This window comes from Gulosibacter sp. 10 (assembly GCF_900163695.1).
GTDB lineage: Bacteria > Actinomycetota > Actinomycetes > Actinomycetales > Microbacteriaceae > Gulosibacter.
Genome location: NZ_FUIC01000012.1, coordinates 126,722 through 147,074 on the forward strand (window position 1 = coordinate 126,722; position 20,353 = coordinate 147,074).

At 71.0% G+C, this 20,353-nt stretch carries 20 protein-coding genes; 10 read left to right on the plus strand and 10 right to left on the minus strand.

What is annotated here, in order from left to right; translation table 11 throughout:
- Nucleotide 1 precedes the first annotated feature (1 nt).
- The 3 genes from FM112_RS05155 to FM112_RS05165 are packed head-to-tail and all read right to left on the minus strand — an operon-like array spanning nucleotide 2 to nucleotide 2,421.
- Nucleotides 2-670, minus strand: coding sequence for a hypothetical protein (locus tag FM112_RS05155; protein WP_087004484.1), 669 nt, complete (start codon nucleotides 668-670; stop codon nucleotides 2-4).
- A 54-nt stretch (nucleotides 671-724) separates the two neighbouring features.
- On the minus strand, nucleotides 725-1,948 hold the full coding sequence (locus tag FM112_RS05160; protein ID WP_087004487.1) for a cobalamin-independent methionine synthase II family protein: 1,224 nt from the start codon (nucleotides 1,946-1,948) through the stop codon (nucleotides 725-727).
- Nucleotides 1,945-2,421: a septum formation family protein gene (locus FM112_RS05165; RefSeq protein ID WP_140400577.1), complete on the minus strand. Its 477-nt coding sequence runs from the start codon at nucleotides 2,419-2,421 to the stop codon at nucleotides 1,945-1,947. The genes FM112_RS05160 and FM112_RS05165 overlap by 4 nt, the downstream gene beginning before the upstream one ends.
- Before the next feature lie 38 nt (nucleotides 2,422-2,459).
- On the opposite strand from FM112_RS05165, the gene FM112_RS05170 reads away from it, so the two are divergent.
- Complete coding sequence (locus FM112_RS05170) at nucleotides 2,460-3,938, plus strand: MFS transporter (protein WP_087004493.1); 1,479 nt, start codon at nucleotides 2,460-2,462, stop codon at nucleotides 3,936-3,938.
- Nucleotides 3,939-4,092: 154 nt separating this feature from the next.
- On the plus strand, nucleotides 4,093-5,313 hold the full coding sequence (gene eis / locus FM112_RS05175; protein WP_087004496.1) for an enhanced intracellular survival protein Eis: 1,221 nt from the start codon (nucleotides 4,093-4,095) through the stop codon (nucleotides 5,311-5,313).
- A 22-nt stretch (nucleotides 5,314-5,335) separates the two neighbouring features.
- Here the strand turns inward: eis and FM112_RS05180 are convergent, their stop codons facing one another.
- Entirely contained in the window at nucleotides 5,336-6,151 is an 816-nt protein-coding gene (locus FM112_RS05180) for an inositol monophosphatase family protein (protein ID WP_087004499.1), read from the minus strand.
- 224 nt (nucleotides 6,152-6,375) lie between these two features.
- On the opposite strand from FM112_RS05180, the gene FM112_RS05185 reads away from it, so the two are divergent.
- A complete protein-coding gene (locus FM112_RS05185; protein ID WP_176386675.1) occupies nucleotides 6,376-6,948 on the plus strand; it encodes a GNAT family N-acetyltransferase in 573 nt (190 codons plus the stop codon).
- 43 nt (nucleotides 6,949-6,991) lie between these two features.
- Here FM112_RS05185 and FM112_RS05190 read toward each other — a convergent pair whose 3' ends face one another.
- The 4 genes from FM112_RS05190 to FM112_RS05210 are packed head-to-tail and all read right to left on the minus strand — an operon-like array spanning nucleotide 6,992 to nucleotide 10,950.
- On the minus strand, nucleotides 6,992-7,693 hold the full coding sequence (locus tag FM112_RS05190; protein ID WP_140400578.1) for an aspartate/glutamate racemase family protein: 702 nt from the start codon (nucleotides 7,691-7,693) through the stop codon (nucleotides 6,992-6,994).
- A gap of 8 nt (nucleotides 7,694-7,701) precedes the next feature.
- Nucleotides 7,702-9,081, minus strand: a complete 1,380-nt coding sequence (locus FM112_RS05195; protein ID WP_087004508.1) for an MFS transporter — start codon at nucleotides 9,079-9,081, stop codon at nucleotides 7,702-7,704.
- Nucleotides 9,082-9,124: 43 nt separating this feature from the next.
- Entirely contained in the window at nucleotides 9,125-9,928 is an 804-nt protein-coding gene (locus tag FM112_RS17385) for a hypothetical protein (protein ID WP_217874429.1), read from the minus strand.
- Entirely contained in the window at nucleotides 9,925-10,950 is a 1,026-nt protein-coding gene (locus tag FM112_RS05210; RefSeq protein ID WP_087004511.1) for a carbon-nitrogen hydrolase family protein, read from the minus strand. Before FM112_RS05210 ends, FM112_RS17385 begins: the two co-directional genes overlap by 4 nt.
- Before the next feature lie 203 nt (nucleotides 10,951-11,153).
- Between FM112_RS05210 and FM112_RS05215 the strand changes: the two genes are divergently transcribed.
- From FM112_RS05215 to FM112_RS05235, 5 genes are all read left to right on the plus strand, one after another.
- Nucleotides 11,154-12,086, plus strand: coding sequence for a helix-turn-helix domain-containing protein (locus FM112_RS05215; protein ID WP_087004514.1), 933 nt, complete (start codon nucleotides 11,154-11,156; stop codon nucleotides 12,084-12,086).
- A gap of 179 nt (nucleotides 12,087-12,265) precedes the next feature.
- The gene (locus tag FM112_RS05220) at nucleotides 12,266-13,879 is read left to right on the plus strand and encodes an ABC transporter permease subunit (RefSeq protein ID WP_087004517.1); all 1,614 of its coding nucleotides are present in this window, start codon (nucleotides 12,266-12,268) and stop codon (nucleotides 13,877-13,879) included.
- Nucleotides 13,876-14,655 (plus strand): amino acid ABC transporter ATP-binding protein, encoded by a 780-nt coding sequence (locus FM112_RS05225; protein WP_087004520.1) that lies wholly within the window; start codon nucleotides 13,876-13,878, stop codon nucleotides 14,653-14,655. The genes FM112_RS05220 and FM112_RS05225 overlap by 4 nt, the downstream gene beginning before the upstream one ends.
- Before the next feature lie 45 nt (nucleotides 14,656-14,700).
- Nucleotides 14,701-15,696: an ABC transporter substrate-binding protein gene (locus FM112_RS05230; protein WP_087004523.1), complete on the plus strand. Its 996-nt coding sequence runs from the start codon at nucleotides 14,701-14,703 to the stop codon at nucleotides 15,694-15,696.
- Nucleotides 15,697-15,925: 229 nt separating this feature from the next.
- Nucleotides 15,926-16,600: a GNAT family N-acetyltransferase gene (locus FM112_RS05235; protein WP_087004526.1), complete on the plus strand. Its 675-nt coding sequence runs from the start codon at nucleotides 15,926-15,928 to the stop codon at nucleotides 16,598-16,600.
- 82 nt (nucleotides 16,601-16,682) lie between these two features.
- On the opposite strand, the gene rsgA is transcribed toward FM112_RS05235, so the two are convergent.
- Nucleotides 16,683-17,747 carry a ribosome small subunit-dependent GTPase A gene (rsgA, locus tag FM112_RS05240; RefSeq protein ID WP_087004529.1) on the minus strand — a complete coding sequence of 355 codons (1,065 nt, stop codon included), beginning with the start codon at nucleotides 17,745-17,747 and terminating at the stop codon, nucleotides 16,683-16,685.
- Nucleotides 17,748-17,754: 7 nt separating this feature from the next.
- Nucleotides 17,755-19,194 carry a 3-phosphoshikimate 1-carboxyvinyltransferase gene (gene aroA / locus FM112_RS05245; protein ID WP_087004535.1) on the minus strand — a complete coding sequence of 480 codons (1,440 nt, stop codon included), beginning with the start codon at nucleotides 19,192-19,194 and terminating at the stop codon, nucleotides 17,755-17,757.
- Between the two features lie 235 nt (nucleotides 19,195-19,429).
- Here aroA and FM112_RS05250 point away from each other — a divergent pair, with 235 nt between their 5' ends.
- Both FM112_RS05250 and FM112_RS05255 read left to right on the plus strand, forming a co-directional pair.
- Complete coding sequence (locus FM112_RS05250; protein WP_087004692.1) at nucleotides 19,430-20,044, plus strand: sigma-70 family RNA polymerase sigma factor; 615 nt, start codon at nucleotides 19,430-19,432, stop codon at nucleotides 20,042-20,044.
- The gene (locus FM112_RS05255; protein ID WP_087004538.1) at nucleotides 20,041-20,280 is read left to right on the plus strand and encodes a zf-HC2 domain-containing protein; all 240 of its coding nucleotides are present in this window, start codon (nucleotides 20,041-20,043) and stop codon (nucleotides 20,278-20,280) included. The genes FM112_RS05250 and FM112_RS05255 overlap by 4 nt, the downstream gene beginning before the upstream one ends.
- The last annotated feature ends 73 nt before the right edge of the window (nucleotides 20,281-20,353 follow it).

Sequence of the window (20,353 nt, forward strand, 5' to 3'; positions counted from 1 at the left end):
ATCACCGGGCGGGGAGCCCGCCGCCGGGAGCCCCGCCCGGGTAGCCGAGGAACATCGCATGGGCGAGGTTGATGAGCGCCATCACCTCGCGCTCGTGCATCCCCTCGACGCCGGGCAGCTGGATCCAGCGGCAGCGGCGGTCCCGGATCGTGCCGGAGGGCCCGACCCGGTGCCGGAGCTCGGCGGGCAGCCGCTCGTTCACGCCGACCAGCCCCGATTCGCTGAGCGGCATGAGCGCCCGACGCTGATAGCTCCCGCTGCTCTTCGCGCGCACCCATTCGTGCCGCGCGGGCAGGAAGTCCTGCCAGGGGATCGGCCCGACGCCCCGGAGGCCGAGGCCGCGGGCGTCGATGACGACCGGCAGCCTCTCGGCCTCCAGGAATCGGCGCTGCCGACGCCGGTTCGCGATCATCCGCGCCGCGAGGCCGACGAGCACGGCCTCGACCATGAGGATCCCGAAGACGGTGGCGCCGGTGAACCGGACCCCCGACGCGGCGGCGATCACGGCGACGACGAGCCCGCCGACGACGAGGAGCAGCAGCAGCCCGATGAGCACCGAGTAGAGGGCCTTGAGCGCACCCGCCTGGCCGTCGGAGGTGCCGGGCAGGGAGATGCTCCCCCTCATCCGCAGGGCGTGCGCGGCGTGCTCGAAGCCGGTCGACGTCGTCATGCGATGCGGCTTCCGGGGATCGGCGCCCCGATCATCGCTGCGGCCCCACGGCGCCTAGAAGAGCCGTTCCGAGGCGAGGCGCGCGCCCTCGGCGAGCGAATCGAGCTTCGCCCACGCGATGTCGGGGTGCACCCGGCCGCCGAGGCCGCAGTCGGTCGAGGCGATGACGTGCTCGCGCCCGACCACCGAGGCGAACTGCTCGAGGCGGTCGGCCACGAGCTCGGGGTGCTCGACGACGTTGGTCGAGTGCGAGACGAGGCCGGGGACGATGAGCTTGCCCTCGGGCAGCTCGACGTCGCGCCACACCTTCCACTCGTGCGCGTGGCGCACGTTCGCGGCCTCGAACGAGTAGGAGCCGGCGCGGACCTCGAGCATCTGCTTCACGAGGTGCCGGAACTCGATGTCGGTGGTGTGCGGCCCGTGCCAGGAGCCCCAGCACAGGTGGAAGCGGACCTTGTCCTCGGGCAGGCCATCGAGGGCGTGGTTGAGGGCGTCGATGCGCACCTGCGTGAAGGCGAGGTAGTCCTCGACGGTGGGCTCGGGCACCACCTGGTCCCAGGACTCGGCGATCGAGGGGTCGTCGATCTGCACGGTGAAGCCGGCGTCGACGATGGCCTTGTACTCGTGCTTGAGCGCCTCGGCGCAGGCCCACACGACCTCTTCGTCGTTCGCGTAGAACTCGTTCGGCAGGCGGGCCGCCGAGCCGGGGGAGAGCGCGGCCACGAAGCCCTCGGCGGGCGATTCGAGCTCGTCGAGCGCGCGGCGGAGCCCGGCCACGTCGGCGGCCACGGCGTCCTCGCCGATGTACTCGATCTTGCCGGTGATCGAGGGCTGGTTCAGCGGCTTGCGGCCTGCGAGCACGCCGTTCTCGGGGTCGTGGTAGGCGTCCTTGAAGCGGGTGCGGTCGCGTCGGTGCGAGAAGGAGGCGAGCCGGATCCGGCCGGGCTCGGAGAGGACGACCTCCTCGTCCGCCTCCTGCCAGCGGTCGGCATTGCCGGGGGTGAGCCCGGAGAGGCGCGTGAACGAGTAGTTCCACCACCCGCCGTAGTCGACGGACTGGGTCATGATGTGGCCGTACTCGCCGTCGTTGAGCACGTCGATGCCGAGCTCGTCCTGCCGGCGCACGACGCCGACGACCTCCTCGTGCAGCACCGAGGTGAACTCGTCCCAGCCGAGCTCGCCCTCCTGGTGGCGCCGGTTGGTCTCGAGCAGTCGCCTCGTGCGGGGCAGCGATCCGACGTGGGTGGTCTGGAAGCGGTCGTTGTTGGGCTGCGTCATGGTGTCCCTTCGGGTGTTGGATAGTCAGACGGTACTCCCTGCGCGCTGTCCGAGGTCTCGGCGCCGTCGCCCGGCGTCACGACGCAGACGATCTCGCGATCGTCCTGCTCGTCCCAGCCCGCCTCGCCGGGGGCGAAGCCCATCGCCGCCCACGAGTCGGAGGCCGCGGGGGCCCCGCCCGTGTAGTCGGCGAAGGCCGCGGGGCACAGCTCGTCAGTGAGGGCCTGGAGCGCCTCGTCGCCGGGGAAGGCGTCCCCCTCGACGGGATGCACGTCCGTCACCTCGAAGAGGTGGGGCTCGCTGCAGGGGGTGACGAAGGCGGCGGTGTGCTCCGCATCCGTCGAGAAGCAGTCGCCGCGGCTCAGCGAGAAGACCGAGACGGGCTCGGGGGAGGTCTCCTGCATCGCGCATCCGGCGAGGCCCAGGCCCGCCAGCGCGGCGATCGCCGCCGCGCGCACTGCTCTCGTAGTCACGCCTTTCAGGCTACCCGCACCGGGGCTAGACTGACGCGGTGTCGAATACCCCCGAGAGCATCGCGAATCGCTGGCCCGCCTTCATCGTGACGATCGCGGTGGCGATCACCACGATCCTCGACCTCGTGAAGGTGAACGTCACGATCTCGCCGATCGAGGAGACGCTCGGCGCCACGTCCTCGCAGGCGCAGCTGATCGTCGCGGGCTACGTGCTCGCCTTCGGCATCTTCCTCGTGCCCGCGGGCCGGCTCGGCGACATCTGGAACCGCAAGGCGATGTTCATCATCGGGCTGAGCGTGTTCACCGCGGCGAGCCTCTACTGCTCGCTCGCCCCCGACGCGGTGCAGCTCGTGGTGGCGCGGTTCATCCAGGGCACCGCCGCGGGCATCCTCATGCCGCAGGTGATCGGGCTCATCCAGAACCTCTTCCAGGGCAAGGAGCGCGGGCAGGCCTTCGGCATCTTCGGCGCCTCGATCGGCCTCGGCACGGCTTTCGGCCCGACCATCGGCGGGCTCTTCATCGGCGCGCTCGGCTCGGAGCTCGGATGGCGCTGGACCTTCGGCATGAACGTGCCGCTCGCGCTCGTCATCCTGCCGTTCGCGATCTGGCTGCTGCCGAGCAGGCAGAAGCACGAGAAGCACAGCGACCTGGACATCGTCGGCACCGTGCTGATGGCCGGCACGGTGCTGTTCGTGATGCTGCCGTTCGTGCTCACCTCGGGCGGGGCGGACGACGACCCGCGCCGCTGGTGGCTGCTGCTCGCGGCCGCGGGCTTCGCCGCCGCGTTCGTGTGGTGGGAGCGCCGGTACGTCGTCAAGGGGCGCAGCCCGGTCATCGACTTCGGGCTCTTCAAGTTCCCCTCCTACCGCAACGGCGTGCTCATCACCACGCTCTACTTCGGCATGATGCCGCCGATGTTCTTCGTCATGACGCTCTACAACCAGCAGGGGCTCGGGCACCCGGCGGTCGTGGTGGGCATGATCAGCATCCCGTTCGCGATCGTCTCGGCGGTGATCGCCGCGGTCACCGGCAAGTACACGTTCCAGCATGCGGCGGGCATGGTGCTGAGCGGTCTCGTGATCTTCGTGACGGCGATGATCGGGCTCGTGCTGATCGCGCTGCTCGTCGAGCCGGAGGCCACGCCCATGTGGATGGCGATCATGCTCGGCGTGGGCGGCGTCGGCCCGGGCCTCGTGATGTCGGCGAATCAGATGCGCACGGTCAAGCACGTGCCGCTCGAATCGGCCGGCGTGGGCGGCTCGTTCATGCAGGTGGGCCAGCGCCTCGGCAACGCGATGGGCATCGCGATCGCCACCTCGATCTTCTTCTCCTTCGTCTCCTCGCTGCACCTCGTGGACGGGCTGCCGGATCCGAGCGATCCGGCCACGCTCGAGATCTACCGCCAGGGCTTCGTCGCGGCGATGTCCTTCGTCGGCGGGATGGGCCTGCTCGTGCTCGTCATCGCGGTCTTCGACTACCGGGTGGACCGCCGGGAGCGGCGCGCCGGGGCGGCGTAGGGGCCCGGGTTCGCTCGAGCCCGCCGGAGCGCCGCCGGGGCTTGCCGTTCCGGATGCGAATAGCTCACAGGACCCGCATAGACGGCTCTGCGGGCCATACGCATCCGGAACGGCGGTTCGCGCGCCGCACCCCCGCAGCAGTACCGTGAAGCGCATGGAGCAATTCGAGTTCGTGCATCTGGACGAGGACCGGCGGGATCAGTACGAGCAGCTCAACGACTGGACCTGGCCCTCGACCTTCACCCCCGAGCAGCAGCGCGCGCTGCCGTTCCCCTTCGATCCCGAGCACACGCTCGGCTTCGCGGATGGCGACCGGCTCGCGGCCGAGGCCGCCTTCTACCCGTTCCCCGACCTGGCCGTGCCGGGCGGGCGGGTCCGCGCGAACGGGCTGAGCACCGTCGCGGTCCACCCCTCGTACCGGCGGCGGGGACTGCTGCGCAGCATGATCGAGCGCTACTTCGAGATGAGCATCGCGCGCGGCGACGCCCTCAGCCTGCTCACCGCGCAGGAGTATGGCATCTACGGCCGCTTCGGCTACGGGCACGCGAGCGACACCCTCACGCTGCGCATCCCGCACGGCACGAGGCTCGTCGCGCCCCGAGACGGCGGGGGAGCCCCTCCCGTGCTCGACTTCGACTACGCCGACCCGGACCGCGACGCGGCGTTCATCCACCGGGTCCAGCGCGCCCAGGATCGTCCGGGCACGCCCGTCCGTGAGCTCGACGGCTTCCAGCGCCGCGCCCTGATCGGCGAGCCGCTGCCGGCCCAGCCCGTGCGCATCCTGCGCGTGGGGGCGGAGGGTGCGCCGGCGGCCTACGCGCTGTACACCCGGCCCCACGCCGACGCGTCGGCGAAGACCCTCACCGTGTTCGAGTGGAACGCCCTCGACGCGCGCGCCGAGCACGCCCTCTGGCAGGCGCTCGTCGAGAAGGACCTCATCGAGACGGTCGTGGCGATGCACGTGCCCACGGACTCGCCGCTGCTCTCGCTGCTGCCCGACCCGCGCGTCGCCGAGCCCGCGCTGCGCGACGACATGTTCGCCCGCATCCTCGACCTGCCCGCCTGCGCCGAGGCGCGCCGGTACGGCGCGGACCTCGACCTCGTGCTGCGCGTCGACGATCCGGTGCTCGAGGCGAACGACGGCCGGTGGCGGCTCAGGATCGCCGAGGGCCGGGGGAGCGCCGTCCGCGCGGAGGGCGAGGAGCCCGATCTCGCGCTCTCGATGTCGCAGCTCTCGGCCGCGTACCTCGGCCGGCCCGTGATCGCCGCGCAGGCCCGCGCCGGACTGCTCGAGGAGCGGACGCGGGGCGCCGCGGATGCGCTGCACCGGGCCCTGATCTGGCCCGAGCAGCCCGCGGCGACCTGGGGGTTCTAAGGGCCGGCCGGGCCGGTGCCGCTCAGGCCCGGTGGAACACCTCGAGGGCGGCCTCGTGCACGTTCGCGTTGGTGGCGAGCGCCGAGCCGTGCCACGGCCCTTCCTTGCCCTCGATCGAGGTGAACTGCCCGCCGGCCTCCTCGATGACGGGGATGAGCGCGGCCATGTCGTAGGGCTGCAGGCCGACCTCGCACGCGACCTCGAAGGAGCCCTCGGCCACGAGCATGTAGGGCCAGAAGTCGCCGATCGAGCGGGAGCGCCACATCCGGTCGTTGAGCTCGACGATGGGCTCGAGGCGGTCGATCTCCATCCAATACTGCATCGAGCCGTAGCTGAGCTGGCCGTCCTCGAGGGTCTCGACGCCCGAGACGTGGATGCGCCGGTCGGTCGCGGTGTCGGAGTCGGCGAGGTCGTCGTCGAGGTATGCGCCGTGTCCGGTGGCGCCCCACCAGCGCCGGTTCAGCGCCGGGGCGGAGACCACGCCGACCTCGGGCCTGCCGTCGATGACGAGCGAGATGAGCGTCGCCCAGATCGGCACGCCGCGCATGAAGTTCGCGGTGCCGTCGATGGGGTCGATGATCCACTGCCGGCGCGAGTTGCCCTCGCTGCCGTACTCCTCGCCGAACACCGAGTCGCTCGGCCGCTCCTCGGCGAGCTTCGCCCGCAGCGCCTGCTCGACGTTGCGGTCGCCGTCGGTCACGTGCGTGCGGTCCTCCTTCACGTACACCCCGAGGTCGCGCCTGCGGAAGTAGTCCATGGAGATCTCGTCGGCGATGTCGGCGAGCTGCCGGGCGAGGCGGAGATCGGCGGTGATGGGGTGCAGGAGTTCGACGGCCATGCCTCAAGTATCCCGCTCCGCCCGTGATTTGCCTGCGGGCCGCACCGTGCCCGCGCGGTTCCGACACGCCCGAGGCCGGTCGAGCGCCGCGATTCTGGGCATCTCGGAGGCGGCGGGATGCGAACCCCATGCATTCTCGTTATCGTGCCGCGGTGGCCGTTCTCCCACGTAGGTGGGGGCCGAGGCCGCGAACCGACGAAGCAGCACCGGAGGAGGGGACTTTGATGACGACGATGACGGCGACCGCGACCCAGCGGTTCGAGGAAGTGCATCCGCGAGACGCCAGGCTGAGTCCGGTCTTCGAGGAGCTCGTCAGGGAGTACGAGCGCGCATACGGCGATTTCGAGGGGTACGCCGAGGCCGAGGTGCACGGCGTGGACGAGGAGCGCTTCACCCGCGAGCGGGGCGGGGCGTTCGTCGCGCTCGTGGACGACGAGCAGGACGCGGTGATCGCCACCGGGGCGGTGCGCCGCTTCGACGATCGCACCGCCGAGTTCAAGCGCATCTGGGCGCATCCGGAACGGCGGGGCGAGCGGCTCGCGAGCCGGATGCTCGAGCGGCTCGAGGAGCGCGCCCGCGAGCTCGGCTACGGCCGGGCCTACCTGACCACGGGCCCGCGCCAGCCCGCCGCGGATCGGCTCTACCGGCGCAGCGGGTTCACACCCCACTACGATCCCGAGGCCTTCACGATGCACGCCTACGTGAAGCCGCTCGACGACGCGGCGGAATCGGAGCGGCTGCCCACGGCCGCAGTCGAGCAGCTCATCGACTTCGAGGATCTGGTCAGGCTGTCCTAGGGCGGGAGCGCCGGGTCGGCGGGGATCGCCGGCCCGGCGCCCGTCACGGGGCGGGACTCGTGTCCACGGCCTGCTGCAGCAGGTCGGCGGCGGTGAAGTAGTCGAACACGGGCAAGCCGGTGCGCCGCCGCAGCGCCCGGGAGACCAGCGTGAGCTCCCCGCATTCGACGCAGATCGCGCCGATATCGGGATGCCCGGCCAGGGCCTCCTCCACGGCTGCCGACGCCTGCCCGACGATGGCCTCGATATCGGTGATCTCGCCCGCCTCGAATACCTGCGCGGCGAACGGGCCCGGTCCGTCCAGGCCTCGCACGATCACCCGGTCCCGCGGGTCGAGGCCGGCCGCGCGGATGCAGCGCGCGTCGGCCGCGGCCCGGTTCGAGGCGAGCACGAGGATCGTCCGGTCCCCGACGAGCGCCCGGATCATCGGCAACTGCAGCAGGCTCGAGCTCAACACCGGGACCGGGAGATCCCGTGAGAGCGCCGTTTGATATGGCGTGAAATAGCCGCAGGTGGTGATCACCCCTGAAGCGCCCTCCGTCACGACCAGCTCGGCGGCCTCGAGCACGCTCGGGTAGAGCTCGGGGTCGGCGCGCAGCGCCAGCCGCTGCAGCGCCTCGTGGCAGAGCGGACGGGCGATGACGGCGAAGCGATAGGAGCCGGGGTGCCCTGCCGTGCCTGGGATCGGCACGACATCGCCGAGCGTGACGAGGCCGAGCGCTGCGGCGGAGGATGCGGTGGACACGGCGCGCCTCACCGCGACCAGACGGTGGAGCCCGTGGACTGCTCCTCCGCGTTGTCGATGCCGAGGTCGATGCCTCGGCGGTCCCGCAGCAGCAGGGTCGCGAGAAGCCCCGCGAGGGTGAGGGCGCCGAGGTACAGCGATACCGAGGCCGTCGTGCCGGTGCTGTTCACGAGCCATGTGGCGATCATGGGTGCGAAGGCGCCGCCGAGCACGGCGCCGAAGGTGTTCGAGACGTTGACCCCGGAGTACCGGACCGTAGCCGGATAGAGCTCCGCGTACCAGGCGGCCTGCGGGCCGGAGGTGAACCCGAGCCCGACGGTGAACAGGCACATCGCTAGGTAGAGCAGCGCCATGCTGCCGGTGTTGATCAGCCAGAACAGCGGGAACACCATCGCGAGCTGGCACGCCCAGCCGATGAGATAGCAGGTCTTCCGCCCGATGCGGTCGGAGAGCACCCCGGCGAGCAGCGTCATGAGCAGCCAGGTGACGGCGCTGAGCATGACTCCGAGCACGACCGCGGTGCGGTCGAGCTGCAGCGCGCCGGCGGGATCCGTGGTGTAGTTCTGGATGAAGCCGCCCGTGGTCATGTACCCGGCCGCGTTGTTGCCCGCGAACACCACCGAGGTGAGCAGTACGACGGGGCCGAACCTGCGGAAGAGCACCACCACGGGCATCTTCGTCTGCTGCTTCCTCTCGGACATCTCCGCGAATACGGGGCTCTCGGAGACGGAGCGGCGCACGATGTAGCCGATCGCGACCAGCACGACGCTGAGCAGGAAGGGCACGCGCCAGCCCCATTCCAGGAACGCGTCGCCCGGCGCGATGACGCCGGTCATCAGCGCGATCACGCCGCTCGACAGGAGCATCCCCAGCGGCACGCCGATCTGCGGGAACGTGCCCCACAGCCCGCGCCTGTTCGAGGGCGCCGATTCGACGGCCATCAGCGCGGCCCCGCCCCATTCGCCGCCGGCCGAGAAGCCCTGAAGGATGCGCATCAGGACCAGGAGCACGACGGCGGTGATGCCGATGTGCTCGGTGGTGGGGAGGAACCCGATCAGGGTCGTGCTCGCGCCCATGAGGATGAGCGTGAAGACGAGCATCGCCTTGCGGCCGATCCTGTCGCCGAAGTGCCCGGCGACGAAGGCGCCGAGCGGCCGGAAGAGGAAGCTGACGCCCACCGAGGCGAAGGAGAGCATCGTCGCCGCGGCCGGGCCCGCTGGCTCGAAGAAGACGGCGGGGAAGACGAGCGCCGCGGCGCTCGCGTACAGGAAGAAGTCGTACCACTCGATGGTGGTGCCGGTGATGGTGGCGAAGGCCACGCGGCGGAGATTCGCCGGGGCGCTGGACGGCGCGCGCGTTTGGCGCGCGGCGGAAGAGGGCAGGGACATCGTCGTACCTCGTGGTGATCGGGATGGGTGATGGGATCGGGAGTCAGACGCGCTCGGGCTGTATGCGGGCGATCCACGCCGAGCGCATGTCCCGCAGCACCCACTTGAGGCGGTCGTCGGGGATGCAGTACCCGCCGACGCCGGTTGTGAAGAGGATGTCGAAGATGCGGCCGGACAGCGCCTCGAGCGCATCCGCCCGGTGCTCCGCGGGCGGAACCACCGGCAGGAGCACGGCGATGGTGTCGTGCCGCTGATCGACGATCTCGACGCGGTAATCGCCCTCGGGCATGTAGCCGAAGTACCACCGGAGCTCGGCGACCGGATCCTCGATGAGGCGCGCGCGGGCGGCGGGGTCCGAGGTGAGCAGCCGGTAGTGCTCGGCGGGGTCGTGAGTCGTCCGCGCGGGAGGAGGCGTCGAGGGGCCGCGCGCGAGGCGAGCCGATTCGGCGTCCGGCTCGGGCGCGTCGGATGCCGCCGAGGACCGCTGCACCGGTGGAATCGGCCCCGACGCCTGCGCCCGGCGATGCGCCTGCCGCATGCCGAGGAGGTCCATCTTCAGCCCCTCGGGCAGCAGCCAGCAGAACTGATCGGCGCTGCGCCACAGGTCCATCTGGTTCGGGATGAAGCCGTCCGGGCAGGCGGCGCGGGTCTCGGCATCTGGCATGGGCGGGATTGCGAAGTAGAGCGTGTCCCGGCGCTGCACCCTGATGTCGAGCCGGACGCCCGCGGGCACCCTTACGCCGAGCTCGAGCAGCGCAGTCGCGGGTTCCGTCCGCAGCAGCGTGGCGAAGCGGGGATCGGACCAGGCGCGTTCGGTGAGCGCGTACTCGAGGTCCGCGTCGCTCATCGCCGCTCGCCCTGCGTCTCGGCTCCCGCGGGCGCATCCGCGTCCTCGAGGGGAGGGAAGAGCGGCCCCTCGGCCACTCCGGGGCGCACCACCGGCTGCTTCGGCCGGCCATCGAGCAGCAGCCTCGTGACGTCCGGCCGGGCGTAGTGCCCCGCCGGATCGACCGTGTTCTTCGCGAGGTCGATCCGGGCGAGGTCGATCTCGGCGAACACCAGCCCCTCGTGCCCGGGGTCCAGTGGCTCGGTGAGCAGCGCCGAATCCGGTCCGTAGACGCGTGCGTATCCGCCGCCGCCGGTGTAGACGGGGCAGGGGAGGCCCTCGCCCGCGGAGAAGACGAGGGCGCCCTCCTCGCTCATGATCTGGGTGGCCATGATCGCGTAGGTGCTGCCGATGAGCGCGTACGTCTTCGTCGCGGCGGTGAGCGCCTCCGGGCTGAGGGCGGGCACGTCGCCGAGGATGCCGAGGCACGGCCAGCCGGCGATGTGGATCTGCTCGTCCTGCGCCGCCATGGCGTAGACGCTGAGCGGCTGGATGTGCTCGAAGCAGTTCAGCGCGCCGACCCGGCCGATCGGCGTGTCCACCACCTTCAGGCCGCTGCCGTCGCTCTCGCCGAAGAGCGTGCGCTCGGCGTGCGTGGGCTTCAGCTTGCGGCGGTGCTGGAGCACCTCGCCGTCCCCGCCGATCACGATCTGCGCCATGTAGAGCGAGCCGCCGGATTTCTCGCTGAAGCCGAGCACCACCGTGATGCCGCGGGCTCGCGCGGCCTCGCGGATGCGGGTGATCTGCGGGCCGTCCACGGCGACCGAGTTGGCGTGATAGCGGGCGACGAACGGCATCTGCTCGTAGACGGGATGGCTCCAGAGGAAGACCGGATACCCGGGCAGCCAGGTCTCGGGGAAGGCCACGAGGTCTGCACCGCCATCGGCGGCCTCCTCGATCAGCCGGATGGTCTTGTCGGTGGTGCGGTCGGCATCGAGCCAGACCGGTTCGGCCTGGACGGCGGCGACGGTGCTCTGCGTCATTGCGTAACTCCTTAGGACGGGACGAGCGGGTTGTTCAGGGAGCCTAGGAACGAGCAGGAGCGCGGCGCATCGACACATCCTGCATTCCGCTAGGCATCCTCTGCACACTCTCGGGAAGGGCCCCGCCGCCGTGCGCCGGGGGATACGCTGGGCCCATGAGACACCAGTGCCGGTGATATCGCCGGCGGACCCGGGAGCCCACCATGACCGTCATGACGGCCGAGAACGTCGCACAGTGGCAGGCGCTGAGCAGTCGCATCTACGTGCCCCTGTACTGCAGCGAGATCGCGGAGGACTTCGAGGCCCGGGTCGACCTGCGGATCCCGAGCCCCTTCCTCTCGCTCACCCGCATCGACACGGGCAGCGTGCACGTGCAGCGGAGCACAACCATGGCGGCGGGGGAGGACGAGGAATTCGTCCTCTTCGCGATCCAGGACGCCTCCTCGGGAAGCGTGTCGCAGTACGGCCGCGACGCGATGCTGCGGCCGGGCGACGCGGTGCTCTACGAGACGAGGGGCGCCTACGAGATCGACCACCGCCAGCCGGGCCAGCGGGAGCTCATCGCGAAGATCCGGCGCTCCGCGATCCACCTCCCCTCGGAGACGATCTCGGCGAACTGCGGCCGCCTCATCGCCGCGGGAGAGCCGCGGCTCCGCGTGGTGTCCGCCTACATGGAGGCGCTCTTCGCCGATACCGAGGAGCTGAGCCTCACCGCGCGATTCGAGATGGCGGCCGTGGCGGTGGACCTGCTCGAGACCCTGCTGCGCCCCGACGGCGAGCGCGCGGTGCCGGAGGGGAGGGAGCAGCTGCTCGAACAGCTCAAGATGTTCGTGATCGACAGCCTCGGCTCGCCCCGACTCACGGTGGAGAGCCTCGCCGCCCATCACCACCTCTCCGTGCGCACCGTGTATCAGCTGTTCGAGGCCACGGGGGAGCCGCCCGGGGTGTTCATCCGCCGCGCCCGGCTCCGTCGCGCGGCCTCATTGCTCGGCGATGCATCCGGCGGCCGTCGCACCGTCGCCTCGATCGCGGCGGAATGCGGCTTCCCGGACCCCTCCACGTTCACCCGCGCCTTCCGGCGCGAGTACGGGGTCGCCCCGACCGCGTGGATGAGCGAACAGGCCTCGACTGGATGATCGGCCGCATTACCCCGGCCGCGTCCCGCGCGCAGCGCCGCTCCGCGCTGTATGACGCTCCGTAACGCTGTTTGATGCTCCGCAACTCCACATGACGTAACACATTGTCGGCGGCGCCGCACTGGTGCTGAACTCCTCTCCATGTTCCAGTCGAGCCACGACGAACCGGAGAAGAGCGAATGACCACTACCGGCACCACCACCGGCACACGATTCGAGGTCGTGCATCCGAGCGACCCCCGCCTCGTGCCCGTCCTGGAGGACCTCGTGCGCGAGTACGACTCGCGCTACGGCGACTTCGACGAGCACGACGCCCGCGGCGAGGTCTACGACGCCATCGAGACCGAGTTCGTGGAGTCGAACGACGGCGTCTTCCTCGCCCTGCTCGAGGGCGAGACCGTCGTCGCCACGGGCGCGGCGCGGCGCTACGACGAGGAGACGGTCGAGTTCAAGAAGCTCTGGTCGCATCCCGAGCGCCGCGGGCAGCGGCTCTCGAGCAGGCTCCTCGGCCGGCTCGAGGAGGAGGCCCGCCGACTCGGCTACCGCAAGGTGTTCCTCACGACCGGACCGCGGCAGCCCGAGGCGGACCGGCTCTACGAGCGCAACGGCTACACGGCGCACTTCGACCCCGAGCAGTTCACGGTGCATCCCTATACCAAGGCGCTCGTCGAGGGCGCGGACGGCACGACGCTGCCGTTGCAGGCCGTCGAGGCGATCGAGCGCGACTTCGGCGATCTCATCGCCGCGCGGCGCGAACAGGCCGAGGCGGATCAGGCGCCGCCCCGGCGCGACGCCCCCGCACCGCGGCGGATCATCCGGCGCCGCCACTGGGGTCGCTGGATCTTCGCCGCCATCGCCCTCTTCCTCGTCGCCCAGGGCGTGGTGTCGCTGTTCCGCAACCCGCAGTGGCGGTGGGACGTGTTCGCCCAGTACTTCCTCTCGCAGGCGATCGTGGACGGCCTCGTGCTCACGCTCGTGCTCACCGCGGTGTCCGCGGTCGCGGGGTTCCTGCTGGGCGGGATCCTCGCGGTGATGCGGCTCTCGAAGTCGCCGATCCTCTCGGGCCTCGCGAGCGCGTACATCTGGTTCTTCCGGGCCGTGCCCCTCGTCGTGCAGCTGGTGGTCTGGTACAACCTCGGCTATCTGTGGCCGACGCTGGGACTGGGCACGCCGTTCACCACGGACTTCTGGCTGCTCGAGGTCAACACGGTGCAGCTCATCTCCGCCTTCACCGCGGCGGTGCTCGGCCTCTCGCTGCACGAGGCGGCCTACTCGGCGGAGATCATCCGCGGCGGGCTGCTCTCGGTCGACCACGGCCAGGTGGAGGCGTCCAAGGCGCTCGGCATCCCGCGCGGCGTGCGGTTCTTCCGCGTCGTGCTGCCGCAGGCGCTGCGCTCGATCGTGCCGAACGCCTTCAACTCGGTCATCGGCCTGGTCAAGGGCACCTCCGTCGTCTTCGTCGTCGCGCTGCCCGAGCTGTTCTACACGGCGCAGGTCATCTACAACCGCAACCAGCTCGTCATCCCGCTGCTGCTCGTGACGGTGGTCTGGTACGCGATCATCACGACGCTGCTGAACATCGCGCAGTACTACATCGAGCGCCACTACGCGCGCGGCCACGAGCGCGAGCTGCCGCCCACGCCGCTGCAGCGCATCCGCCGCTGGTTCGCCGCGAGGCGCCCCAACCCGGTCCCGACGCCCGTGGACCGGACCCTGGAGAACCGGGACCCGGAGCGCCGGGACCCGCAGCACCCGGCCGCCCGGCGGCCCGAGGCCGAGGAGGCACGAGCATGACCACGGACACCATCACGCGCGGGCGGGTCGAGATCCGCCAGGTGCACAAGTCCTTCGGCGAGGTCGAGGTGCTGCACGGCGTCGACCTGACCGTGGAGCCCGGCGAGGTCGTGGTGCTGCTGGGACCATCCGGGTCCGGCAAGTCGACGCTGCTGCGCACCATCAACCATCTCGAGACCATCGATCAGGGCGAGATCACGATCGACGGCGAGTTCATCGGCTACGCCGAGCGCGGCGAGGGCCTGCTCGAGCTCTCCGAGCGCGAGGTGCTCGACCGCCGGCTGCGCGTCGGCATGGTCTTCCAGCAGTTCAACCTGTTCCCGCACCTCACGGCGCTCGAGAACGTGACGCTGCCCGTCACCTCGCGCAAGCTGCTCGGCAAGGAGCAGGCGAAGGCCAAGGCGCGCGACCTGCTCGAGCGCGTGGGCCTCGGCCACCTCGCCGATCGGTATCCGCGCCAGCTCTCCGGCGGCCAGCAGCAGCGCGTCGCGATCGCCCGCGCGCTCGTGCTCGACCCGGATGTGCTGCTCTTCGACGAGCCGACCTCGGCGCTCGACCCCGAGCTGGTCGCCGAGGTGCTCGGCGTCATCCGCGAGCTCGCCGACCAGGGGCGCACCCTCATCGTCGTCACCCACGAGATCGCCTTCGCGGGGCAGATCGCCGACCGCGTCGTCTTCATGGCCGACGGCCGGATCGTCGAGCAGGGCGAAGCCGAACAGCTCCTCAAAGCCCCGCGCGAGCCCCGCACCCGCGAGTTCCTGCGACGGCTCCTCTGAGCCGGCCGCCATCCCCAGCCCGTACCCCTCCCCGATAGGACTGAAATGACCGAACGAACCCGCACCCGCACCCGACTCCTCCGAACCCTGCCGCTGCTCGCGACCGCCGCGCTCGCGCTGACCGCCTGCACGAATCCCGTGAGCGCCTCCGAGACCCAGGGCGACACCGCAGGCTTCGACCTCACCACGGGCAACGCCGAGGACCGGCCCCGCCTGGAGCCGGTGCAGGAGGCCATCGACGCGCTCGAGGCGAACGGCTTCGAGCCGATCGACGAGGGATACCTGACCGTCGCGGTGGCCCCCTACGCGGCGCCGCTCGCCTTCGCGGCCGAGGACGACCCGAACATCATCATCGGCAGCGAGATCGACTTCGCCCAGCTCATCGCCGACGGCCTCGACCTCGAGCTGAAGACCGAGGCCGTGTCCTGGGCCGACTGGCCGCTGGGCGTGCAGTCCGGCAAGTACGATCTCGTCGCATCCAACGTGACGGTGACGGAGGAGCGCAAGGACCTCTTCGACATCGCGACCTACCGCGAGGACGTCGTGGGCTTCGCGGTCAAGGCCGACAACACCGAGGTCACCTCGATCGAGGAGCCCGCCGACGTCGCGGGGCTCAAGATCGTGGTGGGCTCCGGCACGAACCAGGAGAAGATCCTCCAGGCCTGGGACGAGCAGAACCAGGAGGCGGGCCTCGAGCCGGTCGAGTTCGTGTACTACGACGACAAGGCCGCCGCGAACCTCGCCCTGCAGTCGGGCCGCGTGGATGCGCTGCTCGAGCCCAACGCGACGGTAGCGTTCGCCGCGGCGTCGACCGGCGAGACGCAGGTGGTCGGGACGCTCAACGGCGGCTGGCCCGAGACGGCGAACATCGGCGCCGCGACGGCGAAGGACAACGGGCTGATCGAGTCGGTGCAGCTCGTGCTGCAGGCGGCCATCGACGACGGCACCTACCAGGAGGTGATCGACCGTTGGTCGCTCGACGAGGAGGCGGTCGAGGAGTCGCTCGTCAACCCGCCCGGACTTCCCCGCGAGGAGGGCTAGGCGCAGGCTCCCGGCCGTGCCGCCGAGGCCGGCCGAGAGGGCGGTGACGGTCGCACGGGTTCGCAGCGCGCGAACCCGTGCGACCGTTTTTGACGCGCCGGCTTGTGCCGGGGGCCCCGCGGGTGTGGACTATGCTCTCGACGCCGCCGGGCCCTCGCGGACCCGGCCCGCCGCCCAACCGCAACGACACCGGGCTCTAACACCGAGCCGCACGATTCGGAGACCACGCATGACCACGACCGGAGCCGCATCCACCGCGCGTTTCGAGGCGCTCGAGCCCGCCGACCCCCGGCTCGAACCCGTACTCGAGGACCTCGTGCACGAGTACCACGTGCGCTACGGCGAGTTCGCGGGGCACGACCCCCGCAACGAGGTCTACGAAGGGCTCGAGACCGCGTACACCGCGCAGAACGGCGGCGTCTTCCTCGCCCTGCTCGACGGCGAGACCGTGATCGCCACGGGGGCCGCCCGCCGCTTCGACGAGGAGACGGTCGAGTTCAAGAAGATCTGGTCGCATCCCGAGCGTCGGGGACGGCGCCTGTCGACCCGGCTGCTGGCGCGGCTGGAGGACGAGGCGCGCCTGCTCGGCTACCGCAAGGTGTTCCTCACGACCGGGCCGCGGCAGCCCGAGGCGGACCGGCTCTACGAGCGGAACGGCTACACGGCGCACTACGATCCCGAGGAGTTCACGCTGCACGCGTACACGAAGGCGCTGGTGGCGGATGCGGACGGCACGACGCTGCCGCCCGATGTCGAGGAGCTGTTCATGGACTTCGGCGAGCTCATCCTGGCCGAGTCGATCGCGCGTGCCGAGGCTGCGGCGCAGGACGAGGCCGCGGCGCAGAACGAGGCCACGACGCGGGACGAGATCGCGGCGCGGGCCGAGGCTTCCGCGAGGGATTAGCGAAGCGGCGGCACGGCGCGCCTGCAGGAGCCGTCCGGCAGAACGCCGCGCCGGAGGCCCTCGAACGGCCTTAGCTATTGCGCTAGGCCGCCGTGTCCTCGCCCGCCTCCATCGACGCGAGGAGGCGGCGGAGCGAGGCGACGCGGGCGGCGCCTACCGCGTCGAGCTCCCCGGACTCCATCGCCGCGTCGAGCTCGCAGTCGGGGGCGTCGGCGCGGTGCGTGCAGCCGCGCGGGCATTCCGCGACGATCCGGGCGAGGCCCGGGAAGGCGGTGAAGACGGCCTCGCTGTCCACGTGCCCGAGGCCGAAGGAGCGCACGCCGGGGGTGTCGATGATCCAGCCGTTCGCGCCCTGGGCGTCCTCCACGCGCAGCGCGAGGGAGGACGAGGAGGTGTGGCGGCCGCGGCCGGTGACCGCGTTGACGCGGCCGGTGGCCCGGCCCGCCTTGGGCACGAGGGCGTTGACGAGCGTGGACTTGCCCACGCCCGAGTGGCCGACCATCACGGTGATGTGCTCGGAGAGCTGCGACCGCAGCTCGGCGGGCGGGGGCACGTCGAGGGCGGTCTCGAAGACGGGCACGTCGAGCGGGGCGACGAGCTCCCGGATCGCGTCGGCCCGCGCGAGGTCGGTCTTCGTGATGACGACGAAGGGCTCGATGCCGGCGTCGTAGGCCGCCACGAGGTAGCGGTCGATGAGCCGGGGCCGGGGCTCGGGCCGGGCCGCGGCGACGACCACGCAGAGCTGGTCGGCGTTGGCGACGATGATGCGCTCGACGCGGTCGGAGTCGTCGGCGGAGCGGCGCAGGAGCGTGTCGCGCTCCGCGATGCGCACGATGCGGGCGAGCGAGCCTGGCTCGCCGGAGACGTCGCCCACGAGCGAGACGCGGTCGCCGACGACGACGGACTTGCGGCCCAGCTCGCGCGCCGTCGCGGCGAGCACGGTGCGCTCCCGCTTGCGGCGCCCCTCGTCGACGAGGCATGTGTAGCGGCCGCGATCCACGGTCAGCACGAATCCCTCCACGGCGTCCTCGTGGTCGGGGCGCTGCTTCGTGCGGGGGCGGGATCCCCGCCGGTTCGCGCGGACGCGGACGTCGTCCTCGGAGAAGCGGTCGTAGCGGTCGTACGCCTCCGTGCGCTCCCAGCTCATCCGCGGCCTACAGCTCCGTCGTGAGGAATCCTGCAGCGGGCGAGTCCTCCTCGGGCTCGTCCTCGTCGCCGGCGAGCAGCGCATCCCAGAGCTCCACGAACTGCGGCAGCGTCTTCGAGGTGCACTTGACGTCGTCGAGCACGATGCCGTCCACGGCGAGGCCCACGATCGCGCCGGAGGTGGCCATGCGGTGGTCCGCGTAGCAGGCCCACTCGGCCCCGTGGAGATCGCCGCCGCGGATGACGAGGGCGTCTTCGCGCTCCTCGACATCGCAGCCGATGCGGGTGAGCTCGGCGGCCAGCGCGCTCACCCGGTCGGTCTCATGGCCGCGGAGATGGCTGATGCCCGTGAGCGTGCTGGGGGTGTCCGCGAAGGCGCACAGCGCGGCGATGTTCGGCACGAGCTCCCCGCCCGCATCGGCGAAGTCGAGCTCGGCGCCGTCGAATCGGCCGCCGTCGATCACACCGCGCCCGACGCGGCAGGTGAGCACGCCGTCCGCGAGCTCGATCTCGGCGCCGAACCTCGGCAGGATCTCGCGGAGCAGGTCGCCGACCTGCGTGGTCTCGGAGGGCCAGTTGGGGATGCGCACCTCGCCGCCCGCGACGACGGTCGCGAGGAGGAAGGGCGCGGCGTTCGAGAGATCGGGCTCGACGTCGAGCTCGACGCCGCGAATGGGGCCGGGCTCGACCCGCCACGTGCGCTCGTCGATGCTGCGGGCGTCGACGCCGCGGTTTCGGAGCGCCTCGAGCGTCATCTCGATGTGGGGGAGCGAGGGGAGCGCGTCGCCCGTATGCGCAAGGGTCAGGCCCTTGGCGAAGCGCGGCGCCGAGAGCAGGAGGCCGGAGACGAACTGGCTGGATGCCGAGGCGTCGATCTCGAGCTCGCCGCCCTCGACCTCGCCGGTACCGTACAGGGAGAAGGGGAGCCTGCCGCGGCCCTCGTCGCTGACGTCGACGCCGAGGGCCCGGAGCGCCTCGAGGGTGCCGGACATCGGCCGGTTGCGGGCGGCCGGGTCGCCGTCGAATGCGACGGGGCCGAGCGCGAGCGCGGCCATCGGGGGGACGAACCGCATGACGTTGCCCGCGAGTCCGCAATCCACGGAGACGCCGCCCTCCAGCTCCTCGGCCGGGGTGATGGTCCAGTCGGGGCCGAAGCGCCCGCCGGGCTCGACCTCGTCGACACGGGCGCCGAGCTGCTTGACGGCCTCGGCCATGAGGGAGGTGTCGCGCGCGTGGAGCGGGTGGCGGAGCGTGGATTCGCTCTCGGCGAGCGCGGAGAGCACGATCTCGCGATTGGTGATGGACTTCGAGCCGGGGATCTCGACGGTCGAGTCGAACGCGCCCTCGGCGCGGGGCGCGGGCCAGGGGCCGTCGTCGAGCACGAGCGGATCGGTCTGCTGATCGCCGTAGATGTCGAACGAGGGGCCGGAATAATTGAAGATCTCCATCGGTTCAACACTGTAGCGGGCGCAACCCGCTCCGTGGCGGTGCGGCGCGGGCAGACTCTGCCCGTTGCCAGGCGGTGCGGAGGGGAGCGTGCGCGGAGCACCGCAGCGCGGGGCCGGTTCGCTAACCGGCGTGAGCGCGGCGCACCCGCCGCGGCCCGTACCCGTATCGAGACGAACGACGGAGGCATGGATGGGCGCCTGCACCCTGGAGCGCGTGGCCGTAGACTCGCAGACGATGAATGCCTCCGATTCCCGCAACGCGGAGTACAGCGACGAGGAGCTGGCCGCCCTCTTCGAGGAGCAGGCGATGCCGCTGCTCGACCAGCTGTACGGACACGCGATGCGCATGACGCGCAATCCGGCCGATGCCCAGGACCTGGTGCAGGAGACCTTCGCGAAGGCGTTCCAGTCCTTCCGGTCGTTCCGCCAGGGGACCAACCTGCGGGCCTGGCTCTACCGAATCCAGACGAACCTCTACATCAACCAGTATCGGAAGGCGCAGCGCGAGCCGTACTCGAGCGCGCTGGAGGATCTCGAGGACTGGCAGCTCGGCGGCGCCACCTCCTATACCGCGGAGGGCAGCTCGCGCTCGGCCGAGGCCGAGGCGTTCGACAACCTGCCCTCGGACGTGGTGAAGGAGGCGCTCGCGGAGCTGCCGGACGACTTCCGCATGGCCGTGCTGCTGGCGGACGTCCAGGGATTCGCATACAAGGAGATCGCCGAGATCATGAGCACGCCGGTGGGGACGGTCATGAGCCGCCTGCACCGAGGGCGCAAGCTGCTCAGGGACCGGCTGCAGGATTATGCCGCCGAGTACGGCATCGGCGGCGCGAAGGAGAACGACGAGTGAACGACTGCGGATGCGAGAAGGCGAAGAGGGCGCTCGAGGACTACCTGCGCGACGAGCTGGGCTCCGATCTTCGGGCCGAGATCGAGCGGCACCTCGAGGGGTGCACCGAGTGCTCCACCGAGGCACATATCCACACGGTGATCACCGGCGTAGTGCGCCGCTCGTGCGACGGCGAGGCGGCGCCGGACGAGCTCCGCGAACGGGTGCGGAGGGCGCTGCGCGCGACGAGTCACTAGCGCGCCTGCCTCTGCCTATACGAGCGGACATGCCTCGGCTTGTCGTGGGGGCGGTTGGCGGTCGGTGGAAGCC